The 21,665-nt window shown below is 65.2% G+C and carries 13 protein-coding genes and 1 pseudogene; 5 read left to right on the forward strand and 9 right to left on the reverse strand.

Going from position 1 to position 21,665, the window contains the following annotated elements:
* Positions 1-76 precede the first annotated feature (76 nt).
* Positions 77-1,246 (reverse strand): XRE family transcriptional regulator, encoded by a 1,170-nt coding sequence (locus ABZ795_RS05130; RefSeq protein WP_357529035.1) that lies wholly within the window; start codon positions 1,244-1,246, stop codon positions 77-79.
* On the reverse strand, positions 1,243-2,055 hold the full coding sequence (locus ABZ795_RS05135; RefSeq protein ID WP_357529036.1) for a hypothetical protein: 813 nt from the start codon (positions 2,053-2,055) through the stop codon (positions 1,243-1,245). Before ABZ795_RS05135 ends, ABZ795_RS05130 begins: the two co-directional genes overlap by 4 nt.
* A 937-nt stretch (positions 2,056-2,992) precedes the next feature.
* Here ABZ795_RS05135 and ABZ795_RS05140 point away from each other — a divergent pair.
* Positions 2,993-3,898 (forward strand): hypothetical protein, encoded by a 906-nt coding sequence (locus tag ABZ795_RS05140; RefSeq protein ID WP_357529038.1) that lies wholly within the window; start codon positions 2,993-2,995, stop codon positions 3,896-3,898.
* Between the two features lie 21 nt (positions 3,899-3,919).
* On the opposite strand, the gene ABZ795_RS05145 is transcribed toward ABZ795_RS05140, so the two are convergent.
* Positions 3,920-4,567, reverse strand: a complete 648-nt coding sequence (locus tag ABZ795_RS05145; RefSeq protein WP_357529040.1) for a hypothetical protein — start codon at positions 4,565-4,567, stop codon at positions 3,920-3,922.
* Between the two features lie 166 nt (positions 4,568-4,733).
* On the opposite strand from ABZ795_RS05145, the gene istA reads away from it, so the two are divergent.
* From istA to ABZ795_RS05160, 3 genes and pseudogenes are all read left to right on the forward strand, one after another.
* A complete protein-coding gene (istA, locus tag ABZ795_RS05150) occupies positions 4,734-6,149 on the forward strand; it encodes an IS21 family transposase (RefSeq protein WP_357529042.1) in 1,416 nt (471 codons plus the stop codon).
* The gene (gene istB / locus ABZ795_RS05155) at positions 6,146-6,916 is read left to right on the forward strand and encodes an IS21-like element helper ATPase IstB (RefSeq protein WP_357529044.1); all 771 of its coding nucleotides are present in this window, start codon (positions 6,146-6,148) and stop codon (positions 6,914-6,916) included. Before istA ends, istB begins: the two co-directional genes overlap by 4 nt.
* Before the next feature lie 54 nt (positions 6,917-6,970).
* Positions 6,971-7,207 (forward strand): annotated as a pseudogene (locus tag ABZ795_RS05160) (GntR family transcriptional regulator); the annotation flags it as partial.
* A 432-nt stretch (positions 7,208-7,639) separates the two neighbouring features.
* On the opposite strand, the gene ABZ795_RS05165 reads toward ABZ795_RS05160, so the two are convergent.
* Both ABZ795_RS05165 and ABZ795_RS05170 read right to left on the reverse strand, forming a co-directional pair.
* Positions 7,640-8,041: a hypothetical protein gene (locus tag ABZ795_RS05165; RefSeq protein ID WP_357529046.1), complete on the reverse strand. Its 402-nt coding sequence runs from the start codon at positions 8,039-8,041 to the stop codon at positions 7,640-7,642.
* Positions 8,038-14,880 carry a polymorphic toxin-type HINT domain-containing protein gene (locus tag ABZ795_RS05170; RefSeq protein ID WP_357529655.1) on the reverse strand — a complete coding sequence of 2,281 codons (6,843 nt, stop codon included), beginning with the start codon at positions 14,878-14,880 and terminating at the stop codon, positions 8,038-8,040. The genes ABZ795_RS05165 and ABZ795_RS05170 overlap by 4 nt, the downstream gene beginning before the upstream one ends.
* A 1,091-nt stretch (positions 14,881-15,971) precedes the next feature.
* Here ABZ795_RS05170 and ABZ795_RS05175 point away from each other — a divergent pair.
* Complete coding sequence (locus tag ABZ795_RS05175; protein WP_357529048.1) at positions 15,972-17,450, forward strand: hypothetical protein; 1,479 nt, start codon at positions 15,972-15,974, stop codon at positions 17,448-17,450.
* Between the two features lie 385 nt (positions 17,451-17,835).
* On the opposite strand, the gene ABZ795_RS05180 is transcribed toward ABZ795_RS05175, so the two are convergent.
* The 4 genes from ABZ795_RS05180 to ABZ795_RS05195 form a co-directional block, all read right to left on the reverse strand.
* Positions 17,836-18,618, reverse strand: a complete 783-nt coding sequence (locus ABZ795_RS05180) for a transposase family protein (protein WP_327024010.1) — start codon at positions 18,616-18,618, stop codon at positions 17,836-17,838.
* 1,093 nt (positions 18,619-19,711) lie between these two features.
* Entirely contained in the window at positions 19,712-20,140 is a 429-nt protein-coding gene (locus ABZ795_RS05185) for a hypothetical protein (protein ID WP_357529050.1), read from the reverse strand.
* 498 nt (positions 20,141-20,638) lie between these two features.
* The gene (locus ABZ795_RS05190; RefSeq protein ID WP_357529052.1) at positions 20,639-21,100 is read right to left on the reverse strand and encodes a DUF4262 domain-containing protein; all 462 of its coding nucleotides are present in this window, start codon (positions 21,098-21,100) and stop codon (positions 20,639-20,641) included.
* 15 nt (positions 21,101-21,115) lie between these two features.
* Entirely contained in the window at positions 21,116-21,496 is a 381-nt protein-coding gene (locus ABZ795_RS05195) for a hypothetical protein (protein ID WP_357529054.1), read from the reverse strand.
* Positions 21,497-21,665: the final 169 nt, after the last annotated feature.

The following is a 21,665-nucleotide window of genomic DNA, read 5'->3' on the forward strand; positions in this document are numbered from 1 at the left end:
CCGCCGAACACGAGGCCCTACACGCGATGACCCACCCGGTCACCGCACCCCTGAAAACCAGCTAACCAACTGTCCATCAAACCCGGGGCTTGACAACGTCTTCATGTGCCCGCTTGTCCGATGCATCTCCTTCGGGCAGCCCGAACGCGGTGGTGGGGCGGCGTGAGGTTGCCATCTCGAACAGGAAGACAGGCACGCGTGCTTGCTCGGCCAACGTACGGGCGGGGTAGCCTGCCGCTTCGAGGAGGTCGACGCTTCTGGGCAGCAGCGATGGCAGCTCAGGGGCGGTTCCTTCGCCGGGCTCCTGTCGACGCCAACCGCGGGACGACAGTGTCACCATCGCTTTTTGGTAGGTCGATTCGCTCATGACCTTCAGTTGGCGACACCGCATGAGTAGTGCCTGCAGGCTTACGCCCCAGCGTTCCTTGAGGGCGAACAGCCGCTGCCAGTCAACCCGCGCGGGCAACTCGTCGATGATGCCCGCCGCAGGCATCAGGAACTCCGAGGCGAAGCGGTGCGCTTGGTCCTCGACGAGCTTGCTGCCTGGTTCCGCGTCGGTGTGCATAACGAGGTGGCCGAGTTCGTGAGCGAGGTCGAATCGTTGCCGGTAGTAGTCCTCCTTTACGGGATTGAGCAGGATGATCGGCCGGTCGCCCGCCTCGATTGAGAAGGCGTCCACGGCGGCAGTCTGCGGAAGCGAGAAGACCACGAGAACACCCTTGTTTTCCAACAGCCGAACGAGGTGGCCAGCGGGACCGGTACCCATACCCCACCCGGCGCGAACATCCGCGGCGGCGGCCTCCGCTTCTCCCGTGGCCACCTCATCTGGCGGCACCGACCGTCGCGGCACATCGCGCTGTGGTAGCTCGACGTACTTCTCTAGCGAGGCGGCGACGTCAGCGACCAGACACCCGTAGGCGTGTGCCTGATCGCGGACGAGCTGGGTCGTGGACCTCAAGGACCGGAAGTGCGGTGTAGGAATCGGGGTATCGGGCGCATCGGCAGCGATGAAGAACGACGGCTCGACCTTGAGGGTCAACGCGAGCTGCGCCACTGTCGCAGGCGCTGGCCGCTTGGTCCCGTTCTCGTAGCCAGCCACCGCCGTAGGTGTCTTGCCGATGCGCTCCGCGAGGCCGTTCTTGCGTAACCCAGCAACCTGCCGGGCTAGGGTCAACCGTCGTCCGCTGAACAGCCGCGCGGCGTCGGCGAGCCGCGCGGCTGCAGTCGCGGGGGCTGGGCTCCTCATCGCCCTGATGACTCCACGGCGGCGTCCTTCCCGGCAACGCGGGGCCGCAGCCGGACCGGAGCATCTGGCACGTCGGCGCCACGCGCGGGACCGGTTGGCGCCGGCGCTTCGGGCTTCGCCCCGGAGCCCGAGCCACCGTCGTTAGGAAGCAAGGATCGAAGCCACACCCAAGGCCTGCCGCCCCCGACGTTGAGCCTCGGTTTGCCGACGAACAGCTCGGTGGCTCCGCTGTAAGGATCAATGCTGTGCGCGAGGACGATGTTGACATCGCGCACGTTCGCTTCCAGCAGCTCACGCAGCGTGATCGTGTCTAGCGCGTGGCCGACGGGCTCGTCGTAGGTGCCGGGCAACACGAACTGGTCGGGGCTGTCCGTACCAGTCTGCGCCGCGATCTTGCGCTTCGTGGGACTCTTCCGTCCCCACGCGATGTCGTGGACCTTGCCGTACTCGAATGAGCTCAGGAACCACCGGTACGCCCCGTACCGCCATGCCGGCGAATTGTTGAGGTCGGCCCGCTCCACGCCGGCTACGGCGGGCAGTGAGTCACGCTCGGCGGGAAGGAGCCCCGCCAGCAGCACATCCTGGTCCCGGCCGTCATCCGTAGCGATGTATCTCTCAAGACGGAACACGCGGTCCTGCCGATCGACCAGGAGCGTGTGAGCCGCGATACCGAGCACGGTCTGGTTGTGGCCCGTCTCCGGGTCGAAGTCAGCCCACGCCCGGGTATGCGCGGATGCCACCGCCCACCGCAACCCTTCGACGATCCTGCCCTCGGTCATCTCAGCGATGACCTTTTCATCCTCGGTCACGGCGGGGACTCTACCATCTACATGAAGTTGATGTATAAAACTGAACCGAGTTGTGGAGCGTCGGGGCCGGCATCTCTCAGCGGACTGGCTCCGGCTACCTGGGCCTGCTACACCATCCTCTAGGGGACGGCCGATCCGCCCGAGTCTGACACTCACGTCGAGGAGACCGGCGCGTTGCAGGTGGACGAGGGGCAGCGGCGCGAGGGGTGACGGTGTCGTACGGCTCTGGCACCGTCGACTGGTACGCATTTCCCGCGATGAATGGTGAGGGGTGTGCGGTGGGTCAGGTCCACAAGATCGTCAGCCACGACTCCAAAAATGGCGCCACAACCGGCAGATCGTTCACCCGCTCGCAACGCACCTCCTCCCACAGCTCAAAGGAGCGCTACGCCCGACCTGTCGCCCAAGCCTTGGCCGATCCGGTCAGCGGCGGCAGGACCGGGCACGGGCGGTGACATGGCGTTCGCGGCGATCCACCCCGAGGCCGGCCGCATCGACGCGACCCGGCCTGACCTTGGGTGCGGGCTGACTTGGGCTGCAGTGCACAAGACCCGGCCGCGGGTGGCGTTGCGCTGTCCCGAGTGCGGGTATGGCGTGCACGCCAAGGTTTCCGCCCGCAAGCTGCGCTACTTCGCCCACGACCCCGGCCGCCCCGCCGACTGGCCTGGCTGAACGAGTCCCTGGAGCACCACCTGCTCAAGCTGGAACTGGCCACCGCGGTCCGGGCCGCCGACTGGCACGCCGAGCTGGAGGTCCGCGCCCCTGACGGCACCTGGGCGCCGACGTACTCGCCTATTCCCACGACGGCGCCCGGCGCATCGCCTGGGAAGCCCAACTATCGCCCATCACCAGCGAGGATATTCAGGAGCGCACCGAGCGGTACCGGGCCGATGGCATCGGCGTGTGCTGGGTAAGCCCCGCCGAGCAGGCACCCTGGATGGGGCACGTGCCGTCGATCCGGGTCCGCGAACCGCGCGACGGCCAGCCCTGGACCGTCGTCGACGGGCCCGCCGTGTTCGACTTCGACCACGGCACATGGATCACCGTCGACAATGTGAAGCTGACCGCGTTCGTCCGCTGGGCACTGTACAGACAGACGGTTGTCCATGAGATCCGCCACCGCTACCGCCGGGTGTGGTTCGGTGCCGACGAGAGCTACCGCCGGCGGCATCTGATCTGGACGACCACCCCTCACGTCCGCACCGAGACCCGGCACGAGGCGATACGGCAGCGCCAGGACGAGCGCAAACGGCACCGGGAGGAACAACAACGCCAGGCCGAGGAACAGCGCAAGGCCGAAGCCGAGGCCCAGCACCAGGAGGAGGAACGGCAACGCAAGATCAGAGCGGCGGAGGAGGCCGCCCGCTGGGAGGAACAGCTCCGGAAGTGGGCGATCGAAGCCAAGGAGGCCCGGCAGCGGCGTGAAGCTGAGGAGCAGCAGCGGCGGGAGCAGGCCCAGGCGGCCGAGGAACAACGGCTCCGGCAGGAGCGGCAGGAGAAACTGGCCGCGAGCCGGTGGTGGGAGGAGCTGTCCTCGGTGCAGATCCACGAGCTGCGCGACGCCGTGGCCGAGCCGCTGTGGAAGAGGTATGGCACCCACCCCGAGTTCGACTCCCGAGGCGTCACCGCCGACAGCGCCTACGGCATCGCCATCTACCTGCGCCACCGGCTGCACGGCATACTCCGGCCAAACCCTGCGTCACTGCACAGGCTCCCACCCGCCGTGCCTGTCTACGTCCGCAACGCCCGCGAAGCCCAACAGCTCATCGACACAGGCGGCCTCGACCCCGCCCGCGTCGTCCACTTCGGCCTTCCTGATCACGAACAGATGTCACTGATCTAGTACGGCAGCCGCCGTTCGGGATCATGGCTGAAGTTCGAGGTTGAGGCGGCGTGTGTAGTGGGCTCGTCGGGCTCGGGCTTGATGCTGGCGTCGCCAGCCTGACCAGTGCAAAGGATGGGCGAGATCGGTGATCGGGCGGATGATGCAGGTGTTGATCAGGCGGCGGACCTCGTTGATCGTCAGCTTGATCAGTCCGGTGTCGGTCGGGTCGTCGTGGGTCGCGTCGGCGGCGCAGATTGCCAGGACGGCGAGGGCGGCCAGGGCGAGGGTGGTGAACCGGTGCCAGGAGTCCCAGCGGCGGACCTGGTGCTGGTCCAGGCCGACCTGGCCTTTGGCGGCCTGAAAGGCTTCTTCGACGGTCCAGCGGATGCCCGCGACCCGGACGAGTTGGGCGAGGGTGGCCGGGCGTGGGGTCCAGCAGCGGTAGAAGGCCAACTCGCCGGTAATGGTGTTGCGGCGAATCAGGAGGCTGTGGTGGCCGCCGTCGTCGGGGTCGGCGTCGGTGCACACGTCGTCGAGCCACGCCCAGTCGTAGTAGCGGGGACCACCCTTCGACCCGGCGCCCGCTGAGCGGCGCTGCCACGCCGATGCCGGTAGTTCGGCGGCTACCCGGTCGGCGCGCACCCGGGTCTTGCCGACGTCGAGCGGGATCAGGTGGCTGCAGGACACCGCGAGGACGTAGCCGAGCCCGTGTTCGCGCAGCCGGTGTCGGCGTACGGGTTGGTTTCCCCAGGTAGGTACGGATGAATGTGGCCAGGTCGCGGCGTGGCGGTGGCCTGGTGGGGTGTCCGATGAGTAAGACTTCGCCCGGTATGAGCTGGGGCGGAGGGCGGCGATGGTTCTGCGGTCGGAGCGGTGGCTGGAGCTGCGCCGGTACCGTGCGCTGCACGAGGCGGGGCTGAGTCTGTCGCAGATCGCTCGGGAGACCGGGCTGGATCGTAAGACGGTGCGGAAGTATCTGTCGGGCGAGGCAGCGCCGGCGCCGCCGCAGCGGTCACCGCGTCGGGATGCCCGGGTGTCGGTGTTGGGCCCGTTCGTGCATGTGATCGACGCGTGGCTGCGGGCGGAGTTGCTGCTCAAGGGCACGGTCATTCACGAACGGCTGGTCGAGCAGTACGGATTTGCCGGGAACTACCAGCGGGTGAAGTTGTATCTGCAGGAAGCCCGGCCGCGGATCGCCGTGGAGTTGGGCATCGGTCCGGACGAGTTGGCCGGGTTGCACCGCCGGTTCGAGGTGGTGCCCGGTGCGCAGGCGCAGGTCGACTGGGGCGACGAGGGCGGGATCCTGGCCCATGTCGGGATCGCGAAGGTCTACTCGTTCCACATGGTGCTGTCGTATTCGCGAGATCCGTTCTGCTGCTTCACCACCAGTCAGGACCTGTCGGCGTTCTGGGAGTGTCACCGGCGGGCGTTCGCCCACTTCGGTGGGGTGCCCAAGTCGATCGTCTACGACCGGACGAAAACAGTGGTGCGTCGGCATGTCGCCCCCGGGCAGGCGGTGCCGTTGCACCCGGAGGCGGTCGCGTTCGCCGGGCACTACGACTACGACATCGATGTCCTCGCCGCCTACCGCCCGACGGGGAAAGGCAGGGTCGAGCGGCAGGTCACCATCGTCCGCGACCACGTCCTCGCCGGGCGGGGCTTCTCCTCCCTCACCGACCTGGACGCCGCCTTCATGGCGTGGGTGCCGATGCGGCGGGCCCGAACCCACCGCACCCATGGTGAGGTCATCGGCGTCCGGGCAGCCCGCGACCACGCCGCCCTGCGATCACTACCGGCACGGCCGTATGTGGTCGCCGTCCGGCATCTGCGGCATGTCGGCAAGGACTGCCTGGTCGCCTACGACGCGAACCTCTACTCCGTCCCGGCCCGCCGGGTCCGGCACCGACAGTTGGTCGAGGTCCGTGCCACCGCAGCGACCATCGCCGTCCACGCCACCCTGCCGGACCAGCACGGTGAGACCCTGCTGGCCAGCCACCCTCGGGCGGTCGGACGCGGCGCCCGCATCGTCGACCCCGCCCACTGGGACGGCCTACCCGACGGACACACCCGATCGACCACCACCGGCGACACCCCACCCACCCACCGCAGCCGGCCCGCACCCGGCGGCGGCCCGTTGCAGGCGCTGCTGAACCGGGCCGCCGCGGCCCAGGTCACCGTCGACCGCCGGCCGCTGTCGGTCTATGACCAGATCGCCGGCACCGGCCCCTTCACCACCAGCCGCAGCTACCCGAAGGGCACCAGCTCGTGAGTGACCTCGTCGCCGACCGCATCCGGGCCACCGCCACCCGCCTCGGCCTGCCACACCTGGCCCGGACCCTCGCCGACCTCACCGCCCGCGCCGACACCGAGGCCATGGGCTACCTGGACTTCCTCGACCTCGTCCTCGAAGAAGAGCAGGCCGTCCGCGACGAACGTCGCTTCCGCTCAGCGTTGCGCCTGTCGAAGCTGCCCCACCACAAGACCCTCGACGAATACGACTTCGCATTCCAACCCGACCTCGATCCGCGCAAGATCCGGGACCTGGCGACCCTCGCGTTCGTGCAGGCCAAAGCAAACATCGCTCTCCTCGGACCACCCGGAGTCGGGAAGACCCACATCGCCGTGGCCCTGGCCGTCGCCGCCTGCCGAGCCGGATTCACCGTCTACTTCACCAGCCTCGACGACATGGTCCGCCACCTCACCGCCGCCGACGACATCGGACGGCTGACCCGCAAACTGCACACCTACCTACGCCCGAACGTCCTCGTGATCGACGAAGTCGGCTACCAGCCCCTCGAACGCACCCACGCCAACCTCGTCTTCCAAGTCATCTCGAAGCGCAACGAGAAGGGCTCCACCCTGCTCACCTCAAACAAGAGCTTCGGCGAATGGGGCCAAGTCTTCGGCGACGAAGTCCTCGCCACCGCCATCCTCGACCGCCTACTGCACCACTGCGACGTCGTCGCCATCAACGGACCCAGCTACCGACTCAAGAACCGCCTCACCGCCATCGACAGCCACGCCAACGTCGCCTGACCTGGCCACGTTCATCCGTACCTACCCGGGGACGCACACCCGTACGCCGACACCATTACCATCCGCTACCACCAGGCCCGCACCGCCGACGACAAGAACGAAGCCCTGCACGACCTGCTGCGCCACGCCGACGCCAACAGCGACCTCATCGACGAAGTGATCAAATACCAGGCCGACCGAGGCAACTTCGCCCAGCAGCCCGAAACCCTCCAACGGGCCAGCGACGGCGACCAGCCCTCGCCGCCCGCCAAGCGTCCCCGCAGCAGCCGCAACCGCGCACCGAAGCAGTAAGCCAGCCAGACCAAGGCCCTCGACCAAGATCCGACTGGCTCAAAACTGCTCTACAGGATCAAGACGGCCCGGCTGACGCCGGGCCGCGCGCACGCGCTACGACCTACGGCCCCGCGCGCACGCCCACCAACGCCGAGCCCCGACCAAGAGCAAGGTCAACCTACGCCAGCAGAGGCCGTAGCGATCCCTTCCCCGATCGCCCCCGAAGGGTGGTTCTGGGGATCGACGCCGCACCGCTACGCGGCACGCCACCGAACGACCCGGCTCGGCCACCGGGCCCGAGACGGCGAGTTACATCGATGTACGTGACATGTGGCACCCACCTGACGGCAACCGTGACGGCAACGCAGCCAGCCGCCCAGAGACAGCAAGCGACCTTCATCACGGAAAGTCACATCGAAACCAAGGCTGGTCTACCCCGCTTCACGGGCATCACGCCCGAAACTTCACCTCCTCGGAGGCAATAATCTCGAGTTCCGAAAACCTCACCTCAAGCCGTCGGCTTCCCTCCCATTCAACTGCGATCCCAAGTCCCGAAGGAGCGGAGACGGGCACAATGTGAGCTACTTCCGTGAGACCCCAGTTGATCCTTCCCGGATCGCCCTTCATGGACTCGGTAAGGCCACCGGCAAAGCAAAGATAATCAACCCCAAGCATCCGCAGGGTCACAAGGTGGGGCACATCCAAGGCGTCCTCGCGAATGCCGCCATCGTCCCAGACGTAGTTCATGACAAGGTCAAGACCGAAGCCGAAGATGATGGGCCGCACGTCGTGGACCAGGCACTCCTCAAAGTTGCCCCACTTCTCTAAACGCTCACGCAGCGATCGACTCATCGGGAGTACACCTGGATCCCATGCGTATCTGCAGGGTTGGCTACATTACCAAACTCGTCGAGATAGTTGCCGTTTGCGTTTCGGACCCGGATATCCCATCCGCCACCACGACGCATGATTCTCACCTCTTCACCAGTGCCGTTTTGGAAGAGGTATCCCTTCTTGTTCTTCGTAAGCCCTTGCGAGAATCCGTTATCCAAGAGTTGAGACCGGATATCGATGATCGATTTTCCACGAACGCCGCCATCGCCGAAGATGCCCTTCAACCCGTCCGACGAATTTTTGAGGCCGGTCCCACATGGCCCAGTGTTGTGGACGAGGACCGGGGTGTTGCCGGCGAGCACATAGTACGTGTGGATGTTGTCGACGGTGAGGTTGTAAGCGAGGGCGCGCCGTGAGGATGGCGATACTTCCGCAGTGACGAGTGCGGTGCCGGACGGGGTGACTAGGTGGTCTCCGCGGTGGAGGGCTTTGGCGGGTTGCCATTCGCGGTCGGTGTCGTTCCAGAACGGATGGTCGTCGGTGGTGCTGAGGTTGCTGTCTTCGACAGTGAGGGTGTGGAGGTTGTCTTCGTGGACCCATACGTGCGTTACTCTGCGTCTGCCGCTTTCGCCTGTTTCGGGGTTGGTTGCGTGGACTTCGTCGCCGACTCGTAGGTCTCTGATGGGTTTGGTGCTGCCGTCCGCCATGAGGACTTGGGTGTCGTCGCTGAAGCTGCAGGCCTTTCCGACCCTTCCGAAGAATTCGGCGGCCCATCGATAGAAGCGTTTTCCGAGGATGCCACCGACCTTGCCGGCTACGGGGATGACGGCGAGGGCGGTCCAGGCGCAGCCCGAGAAGCTTCCCTGTGTCACGCAGTCTCGGGCGTCGGCGTATCCGCTGAGCTCGGCCATGAGTTCCGCGCTGGCTCTGACGCCACCGGGGTCGGACTCATCGCAGCGGACCGGGTTGTTGTGGCACCAAACATCTGCCATGATCCATCTTTTATCTGTCGGATCCCCGGCTTGATCAAAGTTTTTGCCGAATTTATGGTTCGCGATGAAGTCCAGTGTCCAGACCTGTTCGACGCCTGGTTCTACGCCGAGGGTGGCGTCTCCGATCTTGGGGCTACCGCCGCTGTTGCTGTTGTTCGATCCCCCGTTTGACGTCGTTGACGGCCCCTTTGTGCCCCCGCCGCTGCCGTTGCGGTATTTCGGGGTGTAGTTGACGATCTTGTAATTGCTCTTTGAGGTCTGGTAGGCCCGGACGTGTCCGTTGCCGTCGCCGATGTGGTACAGGCCGGAGGGGTCGCTGAAGGTCGTGGGATTGTTGTTGGCGTAGCTGTAGCCGTTCCATTGTTGTGGGTCGGCGAGGTCTTGGACGGGGTCGAGGCTGATGAATCGGCCGAGGGTGGGGTCGTATTCGCGGGCGCTGAGGTGCGTGAGGCCGGTGTCGTCTTGGGTGCCGCCGACGAAGCCGCGGGTGCCGAGGAAGATGGATGGCGGGGCGGTGCGGTCCTCGCCGTAGGGCAGGAGCCGTTTGCGGCTCGTGCTGAGGTTGTCGGCGGTGATCTGGACTTGTTCGGTGCCGTGGTGGTCTCCCCCGCTCCACACGAGGCCGGTGTGGGTGCGCACGGCGATGGTGCGGCCTGCGGCGGTGTAGTAGCGGGTGCCATCGGGTTGGGTGGAACCGGCGTTGAGGGTGAGTTCGGTGGTTCCAAGGTAGAGGGAGGTTTTGTCGGGGGTTCGGCTGATCAGCCTGTTGCCTGCGGCGTCGTAGACATAGGAGGTTTCGTCGGTGCCTTCGGTGAGCATGTCGAGACGGCCTTCGGCGTCCCATTCCAGCTGTTGCAGGGCTCCGGTCTCCGTGTGCCGGGTGAGGGTGTTGCCGGCGGAGTCGTAGGTGAAGGACCGCGTGGGTATGGCGGCAAGCGGGCCGGTGGCGGTGACGGCAGTGGGGGTGTGGGGCCTGGTACCGCCGGGGTTGGGGTGGGTGTAGGTCCAGGTGGTGTTGCCGGCGGGGTTGTGGTCGGATTGTTTGGTGCGGTTGCCGACGGTGTCGAATTCCCAGGATCGCCAGTAGGGGTCGATGCTGCCGCCTCGTTGCGGGGTTTGGTCGCAGGCGGTGGTGGCGGGGGTGTTGCCGGTCCAGGCGGTGGTGAGTCGGCGTAGGGGGTCGTAGCGGAAGCATTCGATCTGGTCGGCGGTGCCGTTGGTGGCGCCGAGGATGGAGGTGATGTTGCCGATGGGGTCGTAGCGGTATGCGGTGCCGTACTTGGGGGTGAAGGCGCCGGGGCTGTTTTCCAGGTCGATGCTGGTGGCGTCGAGTCGACCGGTCTGCTGGTCGATGGTGTTGGTCAGCCGTACCCGTTTGCCGGTGGCACCGAGCAGGAGTTGGTGAGTGGGGCCGTGGGCGTAGTAGCTGGTGGCGGCGACGTAGGGGACGGCGCCGGTCATGGTGGTGGGGTAGCCGTTGTTGTCGTAGCCGAAGGTGAGCGTTTCGGCGGGTAGACCTCCGACAGCCGGCTGGACGCTGCTGGTGACTCGTCCAGCCTTGTCGTAGGTGAACGTGGTGCCGTAAATACCGGCGAGGGCACCTTCCGCTGCCGGAATGGTGACAGCGGTGCCGGTGGGCTGGTAATTGTCGGTGTAGCCGGTGACAGCAGTGGTGTAGTTTCCGCCGACGTCATGGCGGGTGGATGAGGTCAGCTGTCCCTTGGCGATGGTGTCGTACACGGAGCTGGCCAGGCGGGTGCCGGTACCGACGTCGCCGGACCATCGGCCGATCGTGCGGGACATGTTGTCGTACTCGACAGAGATCTTGATTCCGCGGCTGTCGAGGGTGTATGCGACTCGACCGGCGCTGTCGTAGTGGGTGGTGGTGGTGCCGGAGTCCGGGTCGGTCTTCTGGGTGAGGCGGCCGGCGAGGTCGTAGGTGTTGGTCCACGTGTTACCGGCGGGGTCGACGACGGTTTTGAGTTGGTCGAGCAGGTCGTAGGTGTAGGTCGCGCTCTGGAACGTGTTCGGGTTGCTGGTCGAGGTGTACTGGTCCAGGCGCGTCGTGTTACCACGCACGTCGAGGTGGCTGACAGTCTTGGTGCCCCCGGCCGGCGGCACAATCGTGACCCGGTCGCCGTGGTAGGTGGTTGCCGTCTGCCGCCACGCCGTGCCGAGTTTCTTGTCCACCTGGGTCGTGGGCCGGTTCAGGTGGTCGTAGGTGGTCTCGTGGGTGGCCGGGACGGTAGCGAGATTGGGGTTGACCAGCCCCGAGCCTGCCGCAGAGCCGTTGTGAAAGGGACTCGTGGTAACCGCGGCATTGCCGCGGGCGTCGTAGGTGGTGGCGGTGACGACACGCCCACCGTTCGGCCCGGGCTGCTGGACTTCCCTGACCCGACCAAGACCATCGCTGTACTGATAGGTAGCGAGGTAAACGGGGCTACCACTGTGAGACTGCAGGATCTCAGTCTTGGTGCGCGCGGGGGCGGTCGGCTGTCCGATGCCGCTGGAGGTGATCTGGTAGCCGAAGCGCAGCGACGGGACGCTGGAGGACTTGGCCTGCCCCGGTAGGTATACCTCCGTCATGCGGCCGAGTGGGTCGTAGACGAGGTCGGTGACCTTGCCGTTGGGGTCGGTGATCCTCGACGGCTGGCCGGTGTGCCGGTCGATCAGAGTGGTGGTGGTGTGGTTGAAACCGCTGCCGACGGTGCTCGTGATTCCGTTGTCCGGCCAGTTCACCACCGGGCTGTAACCGATCGTCGTGGTCAGCCCGGCCGGGTCGGTCGCGGTACGGAGCCGACCCATGTTGTCGTAGGTTCTCCGACCGCTGGAGATGTAGGTGCTCGGGCCGGTGTAAACGCGGGTCTCGGCGACATTGCCGTCGAACGGGGCCTGGGACCCTTCGACAGTGTAGGTGTCGTAGAAGGTGACCGTGCGCGACAGCAACGTCCCCGACCCGCAGGTGTCACCGGACCAGGTCTCGACCCGCTCCGGGAAGCCGATCATGTAGAAGGAGTTCGGTGCGTTTTGTTGGGCGTAGGTGTAGGAGGTGCAGGTGTTGTCGGCGACGCCGACCTGGTTGTACTGGTGGAAGCGGATCGGGAGCCCGTACGTGGACTCGTAGATGGTCCTCTCTTCGCTGGTCCGCCAGCTGCCGTCGTCGAGTTTGACCCGGTTGCTTTCCAGGCCGAGGCGGACCTGCCGAGGATTGGCGTAGCCGGGGCCGTTGAAGCTGCCCTGGATGACGTGGTCGTAGCGGGTGCTGGCGACCTCGGTGTAGGAGGCGTTGGCCGGATTCGCGTTGTAGGTGGTCATCCGGTAGTGGCGGGTTTGCAGGGTCAGGCCGGCGCGGGCGTAGTGGTCGTCGTAGGTGTCACCGGCGTAGTCGGTGACCGTGGTCTGTTTGATGCCGCCGCCGCTGCCGGGGTCGTAGATGTCGTGGTACATGCCGCGGAAGAAGTTCGACATCCACACCGTGTACTTACTGGGGTCCGTCCCCGAACCCTGCACCACCCGCACCCGGTTGTAGCCGGCGAAGATGCTCCACGACTCCTCCGCGTCCGGCACGAGCGGGTTGTTCGGGTTCTTCCACGCCGGGTTGCCGACCGAGTAGTCGTACTGGGTGACCTGGTCCGGTGACCCACCCACCTGGTCCTTCTCCACCACCTTCTTGACGAGGTATTTGTGGAAGATGCCGAAGCCGGGGTCGGCGCCGGGTGGTGAGTGGAAGATTGGGTAGCAGTCCTCGGTGTTGACGTCCCAGTTACCCACCTTGCCGTTGTGCCAACTGTTGTAGCCCGACTGGTTCGACCCGCCCTGCGGACACGGCTTCTGCGTCCCGTACGTGACCTCCGTCCGCCCACCGAAACCGTTACGTACCACCAGCAGGCGTGGCATGCGCATCGCCGACACACCCAGTCCGGACTCGTCGTAGTCGACGCGGCCGTCGCGGAAGTTCGGCTGCACGCCGTCGACGTAGTCGAAGTCCACCGGCGGCAGGTCGATCTTGTTCGTGTCCGCACCGATCAGGCCACTGGGGCGTATGTAGTCCAGGACGAACGCCCGCTCGGTCAAGCCGGTGGGGTTGGACACCTTGTACCGCAACTGCACCCGGCCGATGTTGTTCCACGCTCCGGTGCCGGCGTTCCACTGGTAGGAGATGACGCGGTCCAGGATCCTGCTGGTGAAGAACGACTGGGTGTAGTTCCCACACGACGACGACCCACAGACCAGGTCACCCGGCACATCCGGGTAGGAGTTCGGGTTCGACGACAACGCCGGACACGACGCCGGCTCGTTGTTGAACGGATCATCCTCGGCCGTGCGCTCCACACACCGGTGCGCCCACCCGAACACCACCCGGCCGACCGGAACCGCACCCGCCTCGGTCACGTTCTTCGCGTACTCGATCTCCGACAGATACCCACCCCGGTCGTACTCCAGGATCGACCCGCTCAACGCCCGCTTGTAATGGTTCGTCTCCCGCGTCCAGTGCAAATACGTCTCGTTCTCGTTGGCATCCCGAACCCGGTCCAGGTTCCACCGCCACGGATCCCGACACGACGCCGGATACACGTCATAGCAAGGCTCGCCCGCCTCGTCACCGAGGAACGACATCTTCCACACCGAGTCCCGCACGAACCCGAACCGGTACTCCGTACCGTCGGGCGTCCACACCTTCCAATAACCGTCGTCCTCGGCCCCACCCGCCAGGAACTCCACCCGCCACCCGAAGTCGTCGACCGGCTTCCACACCCCCGCCGTCGTCTTCACGATCTGCGTCGACTGCCCCTGCAACGAGATCGTGATATGCGACGCCCCCGCATCATTCGTCGCCGACTCCCCGTCCTCACCATCCGGAGACTCCCAACACATCTCCGTCCGATGCGTCCGACACGGCTTGTACGTCCGCTCGACATAACCCGGCGAGTACGACCACCCCAACCCCGCCGGACCCGACTGGTTGTTCGTCCCGTGCGTCATCCCATCCACCGACGACGAGCTGTACGACAACTCCAAGCCCAGGGTCTGCCCGTACGGCAGCGGCGGTTCCGGCAACGGATACGAGTAGGTGAACGATCCGGCGCTCTCCCCCACCTGCCACGACCCCGACGGCTTCAAATCCGTGGCCGTGTACGAACCCGTCGACCCACCCGACGCCGACGACGCCAACGCATACACACCAGTCGACTCGACCGTCGACTCCGGACCGAAACCCTCGAACACACCCGTGCGGCTACCGGCGGCCGTCGCGTCACCGCCGACCTCCACCACCGCCGTCAACGTCTTCGCATGAGGGTCGTTGGTAGCCGACACCCACACGGGATTCGCCGAACACTCCGGCACCTCAGGCGTCGTCGCCGCACACCCCGGCAACCGCACCAACGTCAACCGATCAGCAAACGAACCCCCATACGCCTGCGCGAAATCCGAGTAATCCACCACCACCTGCACCGAACCCGCACCGGCCGCCCCGTCCGCACGGGAAAGCGAATACAGGGGGCCTGCGTTACCCAACGCCACCGACGCCGCCCGATCAAACGACCGCACCCGCACCGACCCGACCTCGGCAACGGCCAGGCCACGCCCCGCCACACCCTCGGGCGCCTCACCGGCCGGTTCGACCGTCAACCCGAACGCCTGCCGATCCCCGGCATCGCCCTGAAGGTCGAGGACCGCCTCACCACCCTCAGGAAACGTGCCCGCAGGAAGGGGATCAGTCACCGTGACCTCGTCATCCGGATCCGGATCCTGCGCCTGCTGCCGCACCCCCACACTCGCCACCGACGTCGAATCACCCGGCTCCAACACCGACCCCACCGCAACCGCCGGACCACGCAACTGCACCACCGGCAACAACCCCAGCAACACCGCGACCGCCAAGGCCCCCGCCCTGACCCTCCCCCGCGCCCCGAAACGGTCAAACGCAGTGCCCCCACGGCGGCCAGCAAGCATCACAACGCCCCCCGTCGATCAAGAAATTGATCGACACGCTAAACACCCCACCGACGCCCACACAAGAGCATGATCAACAACCGTCCGTTAAGGACGGTCACAGGTCGCACTTATCAGGCGGGCCACCGGATCACACCTGCCGCCTAGTACCGCCACAAAGCACCCGACAGGGGGCCTACCACTCCACCCGCCCAGCCAACACCTTCACGCAACGCGATCTTCAGAAATTCTTCAGCAATTATTGTTGCGGTCGGAGGCAGCCTCCGACCTACTACGCAAGTCATCTGCAATCAGGAGTATGAGACAGAACGCCCATAGGCTGACGAGCAGCTCGCCGTGACCTCAAGGCCTGTCGGCCAGAACAACGCGGCGCCCGAAGCTCACGCGACCTCTCGCCAGACACCCGCCGGAACCAGTCTTGATCCGGGCCAAGCAAGGGCGAGGATGATCTTCCCTGATGTGTGCGGCGTGTGCTCTCCAGCCGGTAGCACCGTGGGTCAACCCGTACCAATCTGGGTCACCGCGGCCCACCGCCGGTCGCAAACCGGGGTTGATGTGATCGGGCGGTGGTCATGGGCTGCGGGAACAGGGTTTCCGACGACGTAGGTGAACGTGGGCCACTCCCTGCCACCCCAGGTGAACCCCCAGGTCGCTAGACTAGGCCCTCGCGCCCTCGTAGCTCAGGGGATAGAGCATCGGTTTCCTAACCCGACGCTCCGCCGGTGTCCGCAGGTCGCTGACCTGCGGCTTTTCTTTTTTACCTTGTGTATACAGGTCGCAGGAAGGCCTTGCTGCGATCGCTTGCGAAAGATCAGCTAGGCGTTGTTCGTTATGGTCCAACTGTGAGGAATGGACCACGGTAGACAGTGCCTCGTAGCCCTTGACCAAGCGGTAGAACCCTTCTGGCCAGTGCCCGCTGGCGCGGCTCGGCGTGCCCACCGGTCCACCAACGCAACAGCGCCTCCAGCTAAACAGCTTGTCGGGCATGTGATTCTGGTCTGGTGACTCAGAGTCCTGTCCCCGAGTTCTCGTACCAGCAGTTTAGTTCGTTCGTGCGGCGTTTTAATCAAGAGGCCTTGCTGCAGGCACTCGCGCGGCGATCGCTGCGGGTGCCGTTGCGGCTGTCCCCTGAGGAGCCCGGTGCGCGGATTTTTATGGAGACACCGCCATGGGCGCTGGCCGCCGTCGCGAAGGCGTCCATCCTGCATGGTAACTCGCACCGGCGGAGCGTGCCGCAGGAGCGGGACATCGTGACGGCATGCTGGATGCATGAGAACCTCGTTCCGGAGGAGCTCGATCACTCCCACCTAAACTCGGCCTTCGCGATCATGGCGCGCACCCTCTACGAACAGTTCCCGTACCAGGAGCACGGTCTGGCCGAGCTCGCGCGTCCGGTGGTGTTCTTTGACGACTACGCCGGCAGCAGGCGGCTGAAGGTGATCCCGCCGGAGGCAATTGCTCAGCTTCTCGGTGCCCCGACGGTCACCGCGACGGAGATCGTGGTCATGCTCGCCACCTCGGCGGAACGCAGCAGCGGCTTCTTCGATCCGGCCTGGCTCGATCAGCCGCAGTTCACCGAGCTGCTCGCTGTGCTGCCGCGGGACGAGATCCTGGGTGTCATCCGTTCGGTCTTCGCGCAGACCATGGAGGAGTTCCGCCAGGAGAACACTTCGGCTGAGCAGCGAACACCGTTGCCGCACCTCGACCGCTACGCCTTCAATCCGCTGACCTCACGGCCGTTCGTGCGGCTCTCGGACGGCCGGCTCATCGCGCCGGTCCGCCACCTCATTCCGCGGCGCCTTACGCCACTGGAGCTCTACTACGTAGGAATCGCCCGATGGGGGACGTCGTTTACGCGTGAGCTGGGTTATCTGCATGAGGACTACGTCGGACGGCAGTTCGCGACCCTCCCGGACGCTCGGGTGTATCCGGAGATCATGTATCGGGAGCGCAGACAGCAGGCAGCGAGCACAGATTGGTTCGTGGTGTTCAACGACCTGGTGCTGCTGGTCGAGACCAAGGCGACGCGCTCCCCGCTGGCAGCCCGCGCCGCCGACGCCACGGTGCAAGAGGCCTACGTCAAGACTTTGGGGGAGGCGTTCGACCAGCTCGGCCGGACCCTCGACAAGATCCAGGCTGGTGCGCCCGAGTTCGCGGAGATTCCGACCGACCGGCCGTTCATTGGCATGGTCGCGACGCTCGACCCATGGTACGTCGCCAACAGCCTCGGCCGGACATTCCTGCCCACCCCGGCGCTGCCGACCGTGGTGGCGCCGCTTCGCGACATCGAGCAGTTGATCAGCATCGGGCAGCACCAGTCGGCCTCCTCGATCCTGCAGGAGATCGTGCGGGCTGGCGATGAACGCCAGACCTGGGAGCTGGGCACCGCGTTGCAGCAGTTCCGCGGCGCGGCCGATCGCAACCCGCTGCTGCACGCCGCCTTCGACCGCCTCCCAATCCGTCGGGAGACGCGACCGTGACCACCGCCGGGTCGCTGTCGAACTGTCGGGCAGTCTGTCTGGGTTGGGCGGGATGCTCGGCTCAGCCTGCCGGATGGGGTCTGCGGACCGATGTGGTCGCCGTTCCGGGTCGGTTCGCCAGCACCACCGGGTGTTCGCCATCGTCAACCACGGTGGCGCAAAACGGTGGAGGTCCTGGCCACCTTCCCCACTGCGAAGCGAGCCACATCGTCGCGCCCACCGATTGCTCGACCGCTACGTGCTCAACCAGCACAACAATTTGCGCCAATCCCTCCGATATCGGGTCAGGTCAGTTGACGACTGGCCATTGATGTAGTGAGCATCCCGGAGCCATCAGCCCGACCGTCGGGAGGTATCGCAGCGCTGCATCAAAAATGAGCCTTTTTCATCCTGCGTAGCGGTCGGTCTCGACGTGGTGCAGGACGAGGATGGCCTGCACGATCGGGGTCGCTCGGCGTGGGCAGCAGCGCAGCTTGGTCAGGATCTTCCAGGTCTTGAGGGTGGCGATCGCGCGTTCGCCGCGAGCGCGGATCTTCGCGTGGGCACGGTTCACGGCTTTCTGCCGGCGTGACAGCTTTGGGCGGAAGCGGCGCCGCTTGAATGGCGTGCGCACGCTGCCGCGGGCTCCTTGGTAGCCCTTGTCAGCGAAGGTCATCACGTCTGCCCTGCTCAGCGCGTCGATGATGCCGTGAGTCCGGGCTGCGGTCAGGTCATGGACCGAACCGGGCAGCGCCGGTGAAGCCCAGACGAGCCGGCCAGCGGCATCGGCGATGACCTGCACGTTCACGCCGTGGTGCTTGTGTTTCCCGCAGTAGTACGGCTTCTGGTCGGCGACCCGGTCGATCGGTATCAGGGTGCCGTCCAGGATCGCGTACGCCAGCCGACGGATCCGTTCCATGGCGGTGTCCAGGTCGTCGGCTGCCGAGCTGAGCAGGGCTATCGCCTCCTGCACGTAGCGCCAGGCGGTGGCGACGCCGATGGCGAAGCCGGCCGCGAGTCGGGTGTAGGTGTCGCCGTTACGCAGATGGGCCAGAGCCAGCAGCGCCTGCCGGCCGGGTTCGAGACGCCGCCACCGGGAGCGGCGCTGCTTGCGGTGACCGCGGATGCGTTCGGCGAGGTAGTTCAGGGTGCGGCTGGACAACGGAATCGTGGCAGGGTAGGACAGCATGGCGAGGCTCCCGGTCGGGGCTTCGAGTCTTGGTCGACAGCTGTCCTACCTGGAGCCTCGCACCCACCGATCACCGGGCCTGCCGCACCCACCCTGAGCTGCAAGATCAGCTTGGAAAAGGCTCAGTGTTCAATGGGATCCTGCCGGCAGTGAGTGAGGTGCGGTCCAAGTCGAGCGCACCGACAAGATGCCCGCCGCCTCCACGATTCAATCGGGCGATGATCTGAGGACGCAAGGTGTCCCAGGCATCCGAGATCATCGCTTGCACAAGCGCCCTGCCAACCTCAGCAGCGACCGTGCCCATATCCGCATCCATGCCCTGTCCTCCCACGGTGACTGCGCGTCAACATTCTGGGGCAGGGAAGACTAAGAATGACGACCGACGCGGGCGCCAGCCCGGCGGAAGTTTGTAGCCGAACGATGGAGAGATTAGATCATGCTTCTTAAGGTAGGTCGCGGAAGTTGGGGCAAACCCACAGAGCGGCTACAGATCTTGAATGGCGATGCTTGCTCCACCATGGCTCGGCGTCCCAGTGTGATCTTGATTGGTGAAACTCGCACGGATATCCAGATGCCTCCCCGCTGACTAGGTCGAAGGGCTGTCTCGTAGCTTGGGGGAGGCGTTGGCCGCGCTGGGTCTGTGGTCGCCAGGTCAGGGCACTGTTTCGGAAAGTCGGCGATGCCGGGTGCGGTAGCTCCCCGCCACCCACAGCCGCTGGTTCGCAGCAAGTACCCTGCGCCCTTACCCTGGTCCGAGGCCACACGTCACGTGATCGTCAGGGATCCCAAGTGCCAGCTCATCATCGAGCAACCGCGAGCCTGTCCACCTCGTGATCCGCGACCTACTCGATTGTCCGCCTGCCGACATGGGTCAGCTTCACGAGGTACTCGCAGATCACGTCGTCTGCTGCGTAATCACTAGGGCTGAGGCGATCCTAGTCGGTGACGACGATACGAGCGCCGGGTACATCCGGATCAAGTAGCGACAGGTGCGCCAATAGTAGATGTTCTACTAACCCGACAGTGCGCCGTCGGGTCGATCAGTAGCGACTCAAAGCGATCTGCCTCAAAGGCCCTCAACCAAAGGTGGGACTTACCCGGCCGATTCAACTCTCCCGGCCGGGGGTATTTCCAGTTCGGCAGTTGCTTTGACCATCAGAGCACCCAACTTGGAACCATACCAATTAGAATGGTGAGTAAACCAGGCACGCAAAAATCCGCTATGACGAAATGAATCGATGATCCACGCGTCGAGGGCGGCTGACGCACTTGAAAGACCTCGATCGGAGAATATCATTGATCGATCCATCGCGTCGAGCAACGCCTCAGCGAGAGCATTCGCCCGGTAGGTCATATCGATATCGAGCGCGGGGATCGGTCCGATCGCCTCGCGCTCGTTGAAAATCGGTCTTAGTGCCGGATACTCCAGGTATGCCTGCGTCACGACCACAAAGAGAGCATCAAGCGCGGACTCCGCAGACGTATCCATGGTCTGACTGAGGCGCTGCGTCTGCTCTGCCATCATCCGCACCTGGTCACGAACGAACCTCAAGCTCACAACGACGACTAGGAGGCCGACGACCGAGAGCCCGATAGAGAACCACTCAAAGGTTGACATACTCAATTGATACCAGCGGTTGTCAACCTTGCTCCGATGGGGGAGGTTGCTCTTCCTCTCGCTAGGCGGTGACCAGAGCCTAAGGGGAAAGGGCAACATGAGTTGGACGGGCAGCTGAATATCTGGAGCCCACGCCGGCAGAAGGGTTTTTCAGGCGGCCTCGTTGGCTATCTCGCCTCCGATTCACGAATGTCGGCAGCGGCAGCCGCAGCCGCAGCCGCAGCCGAATTTACATAATCAGATTGATTCGTTGGCATAAGCGGATGCCGAATGTACCGTTGTTGAGCGGCCTCCCTTCGTAATCGCCCTCTGGGTGGGGCTGGTCCTTGGCGGTGTCAAGGACCAGCCACTCGTTGGGGCGGTTAGCCGGCTTACGGCTCGCTACGTCAGTTGGATGTCCAGCTACAGGTGGGCGATCAGCGGCTGTGCATTCGGCTCGAAGGTGTAGTCGCTATCCCAGGGGAACCGGGCCTGCTGATCGGGCCACACGATCTGCTGCAGGCGAATCTGGTGGCGTCCGTAGCATGCGATCGCCGCCCCGGGCAGCAGATTGTCGGTGGGTTGCCCGTCGATGATGACGGCGTCGTAGCCGACGATGAGGTCGCTGATGCGCTGGCCGTGGGTAAATCGTTCGGCCTTGTCGTAGATCCGTCGGGCCAGGTCGTTGAGCAGGGTGTGGGCCACCAAGGGCGGTAGCCCGGCGATGATCAGTTCGGGATGATCGTGGGCGGTAAGCCCGACGGTGTAGGCAAACGGGGCGGTGGTGCCGTGGTCGTCGTCGGTGGGCAGAACGTGCGTGACGGCCCAGCCCTTGGTCCCGATGACGTGTTCCTGGCGTCGGAGAAAGTCGTCGATGTCAGGCACCTAATTGTCTCCTGGTCACTCGGGCGTATCGGCGGTGTTCGGATCTGGTGGCTCGACTTCGACGAAGCCCCAGAGTCGTTCCATGACCTGTAGTTGCCATGTTCGGTAGCGGTCGGCGAAGCCGCGGCAGACTGCGGGTGGGACCGGGCTGCCGGCGTACGGCAGGGTTGAGTGGCAGATGATGTAGCCCGCGTCGCCGCAGGCTGTGTTCACCATCTGCTTGAGTCGGCCGGGTGCGAGGTGCATCGGGTTGCCGGGTTTGAAGATGCAGGTGGCGCATTCGCGGGCGAGCAGGCGGGTTTTGCGTAGGTCCGGGTCTCCGACGTTGAGTCGGGCTGGTCCATCGGGGGCCGGTTCGTTGCCGGGGTGGGGCGTGCTGTTCATCGTCAGCTCCATGTCGTTGCGTTTGGGCCCGCATTCACCGGATGCGGACCCCCACGCGGCGTCGTGGACGGTCTTGGGTAGCGCCGGTAGGCCTTGGTCTAGAGCTGGCTCAGCCAGGCCAGCACCACATCGCTTCGGTGGCGAGCGATGGTCAAGTCGCGATTCGCTCACGCAGGTCGTC

The organism is Micromonospora sp. NPDC047134 (assembly GCF_040643455.1).
Lineage (GTDB): Bacteria > Actinomycetota > Actinomycetes > Mycobacteriales > Micromonosporaceae > Micromonospora.

Coding starts and splice junctions, on each gene's coding strand:
- ABZ795_RS05180 (WP_327024010.1), bottom strand. CDS start 18,618: ATGCTGTCCTACCCTGCCACGATTCCGTTGTCCAGCCGCACCCTGAAC.
- ABZ795_RS05130 (WP_357529035.1), bottom strand. CDS start 1,246: ATGAGGAGCCCAGCCCCCGCGACTGCAGCCGCGCGGCTCGCCGACGCC.
- istA (WP_357529042.1), top strand. CDS start 4,734: ATGGTTCTGCGGTCGGAGCGGTGGCTGGAGCTGCGCCGGTACCGTGCG.
- ABZ795_RS05185 (WP_357529050.1), bottom strand. CDS start 20,140: ATGGCAGAGCAGACGCAGCGCCTCAGTCAGACCATGGATACGTCTGCG.
- ABZ795_RS05165 (WP_357529046.1), bottom strand. CDS start 8,041: ATGAGTCGATCGCTGCGTGAGCGTTTAGAGAAGTGGGGCAACTTTGAG.
- ABZ795_RS05140 (WP_357529038.1), top strand. CDS start 2,993: ATGGGGCACGTGCCGTCGATCCGGGTCCGCGAACCGCGCGACGGCCAG.
- ABZ795_RS05195 (WP_357529054.1), bottom strand. CDS start 21,496: ATGGAGCTGACGATGAACAGCACGCCCCACCCCGGCAACGAACCGGCC.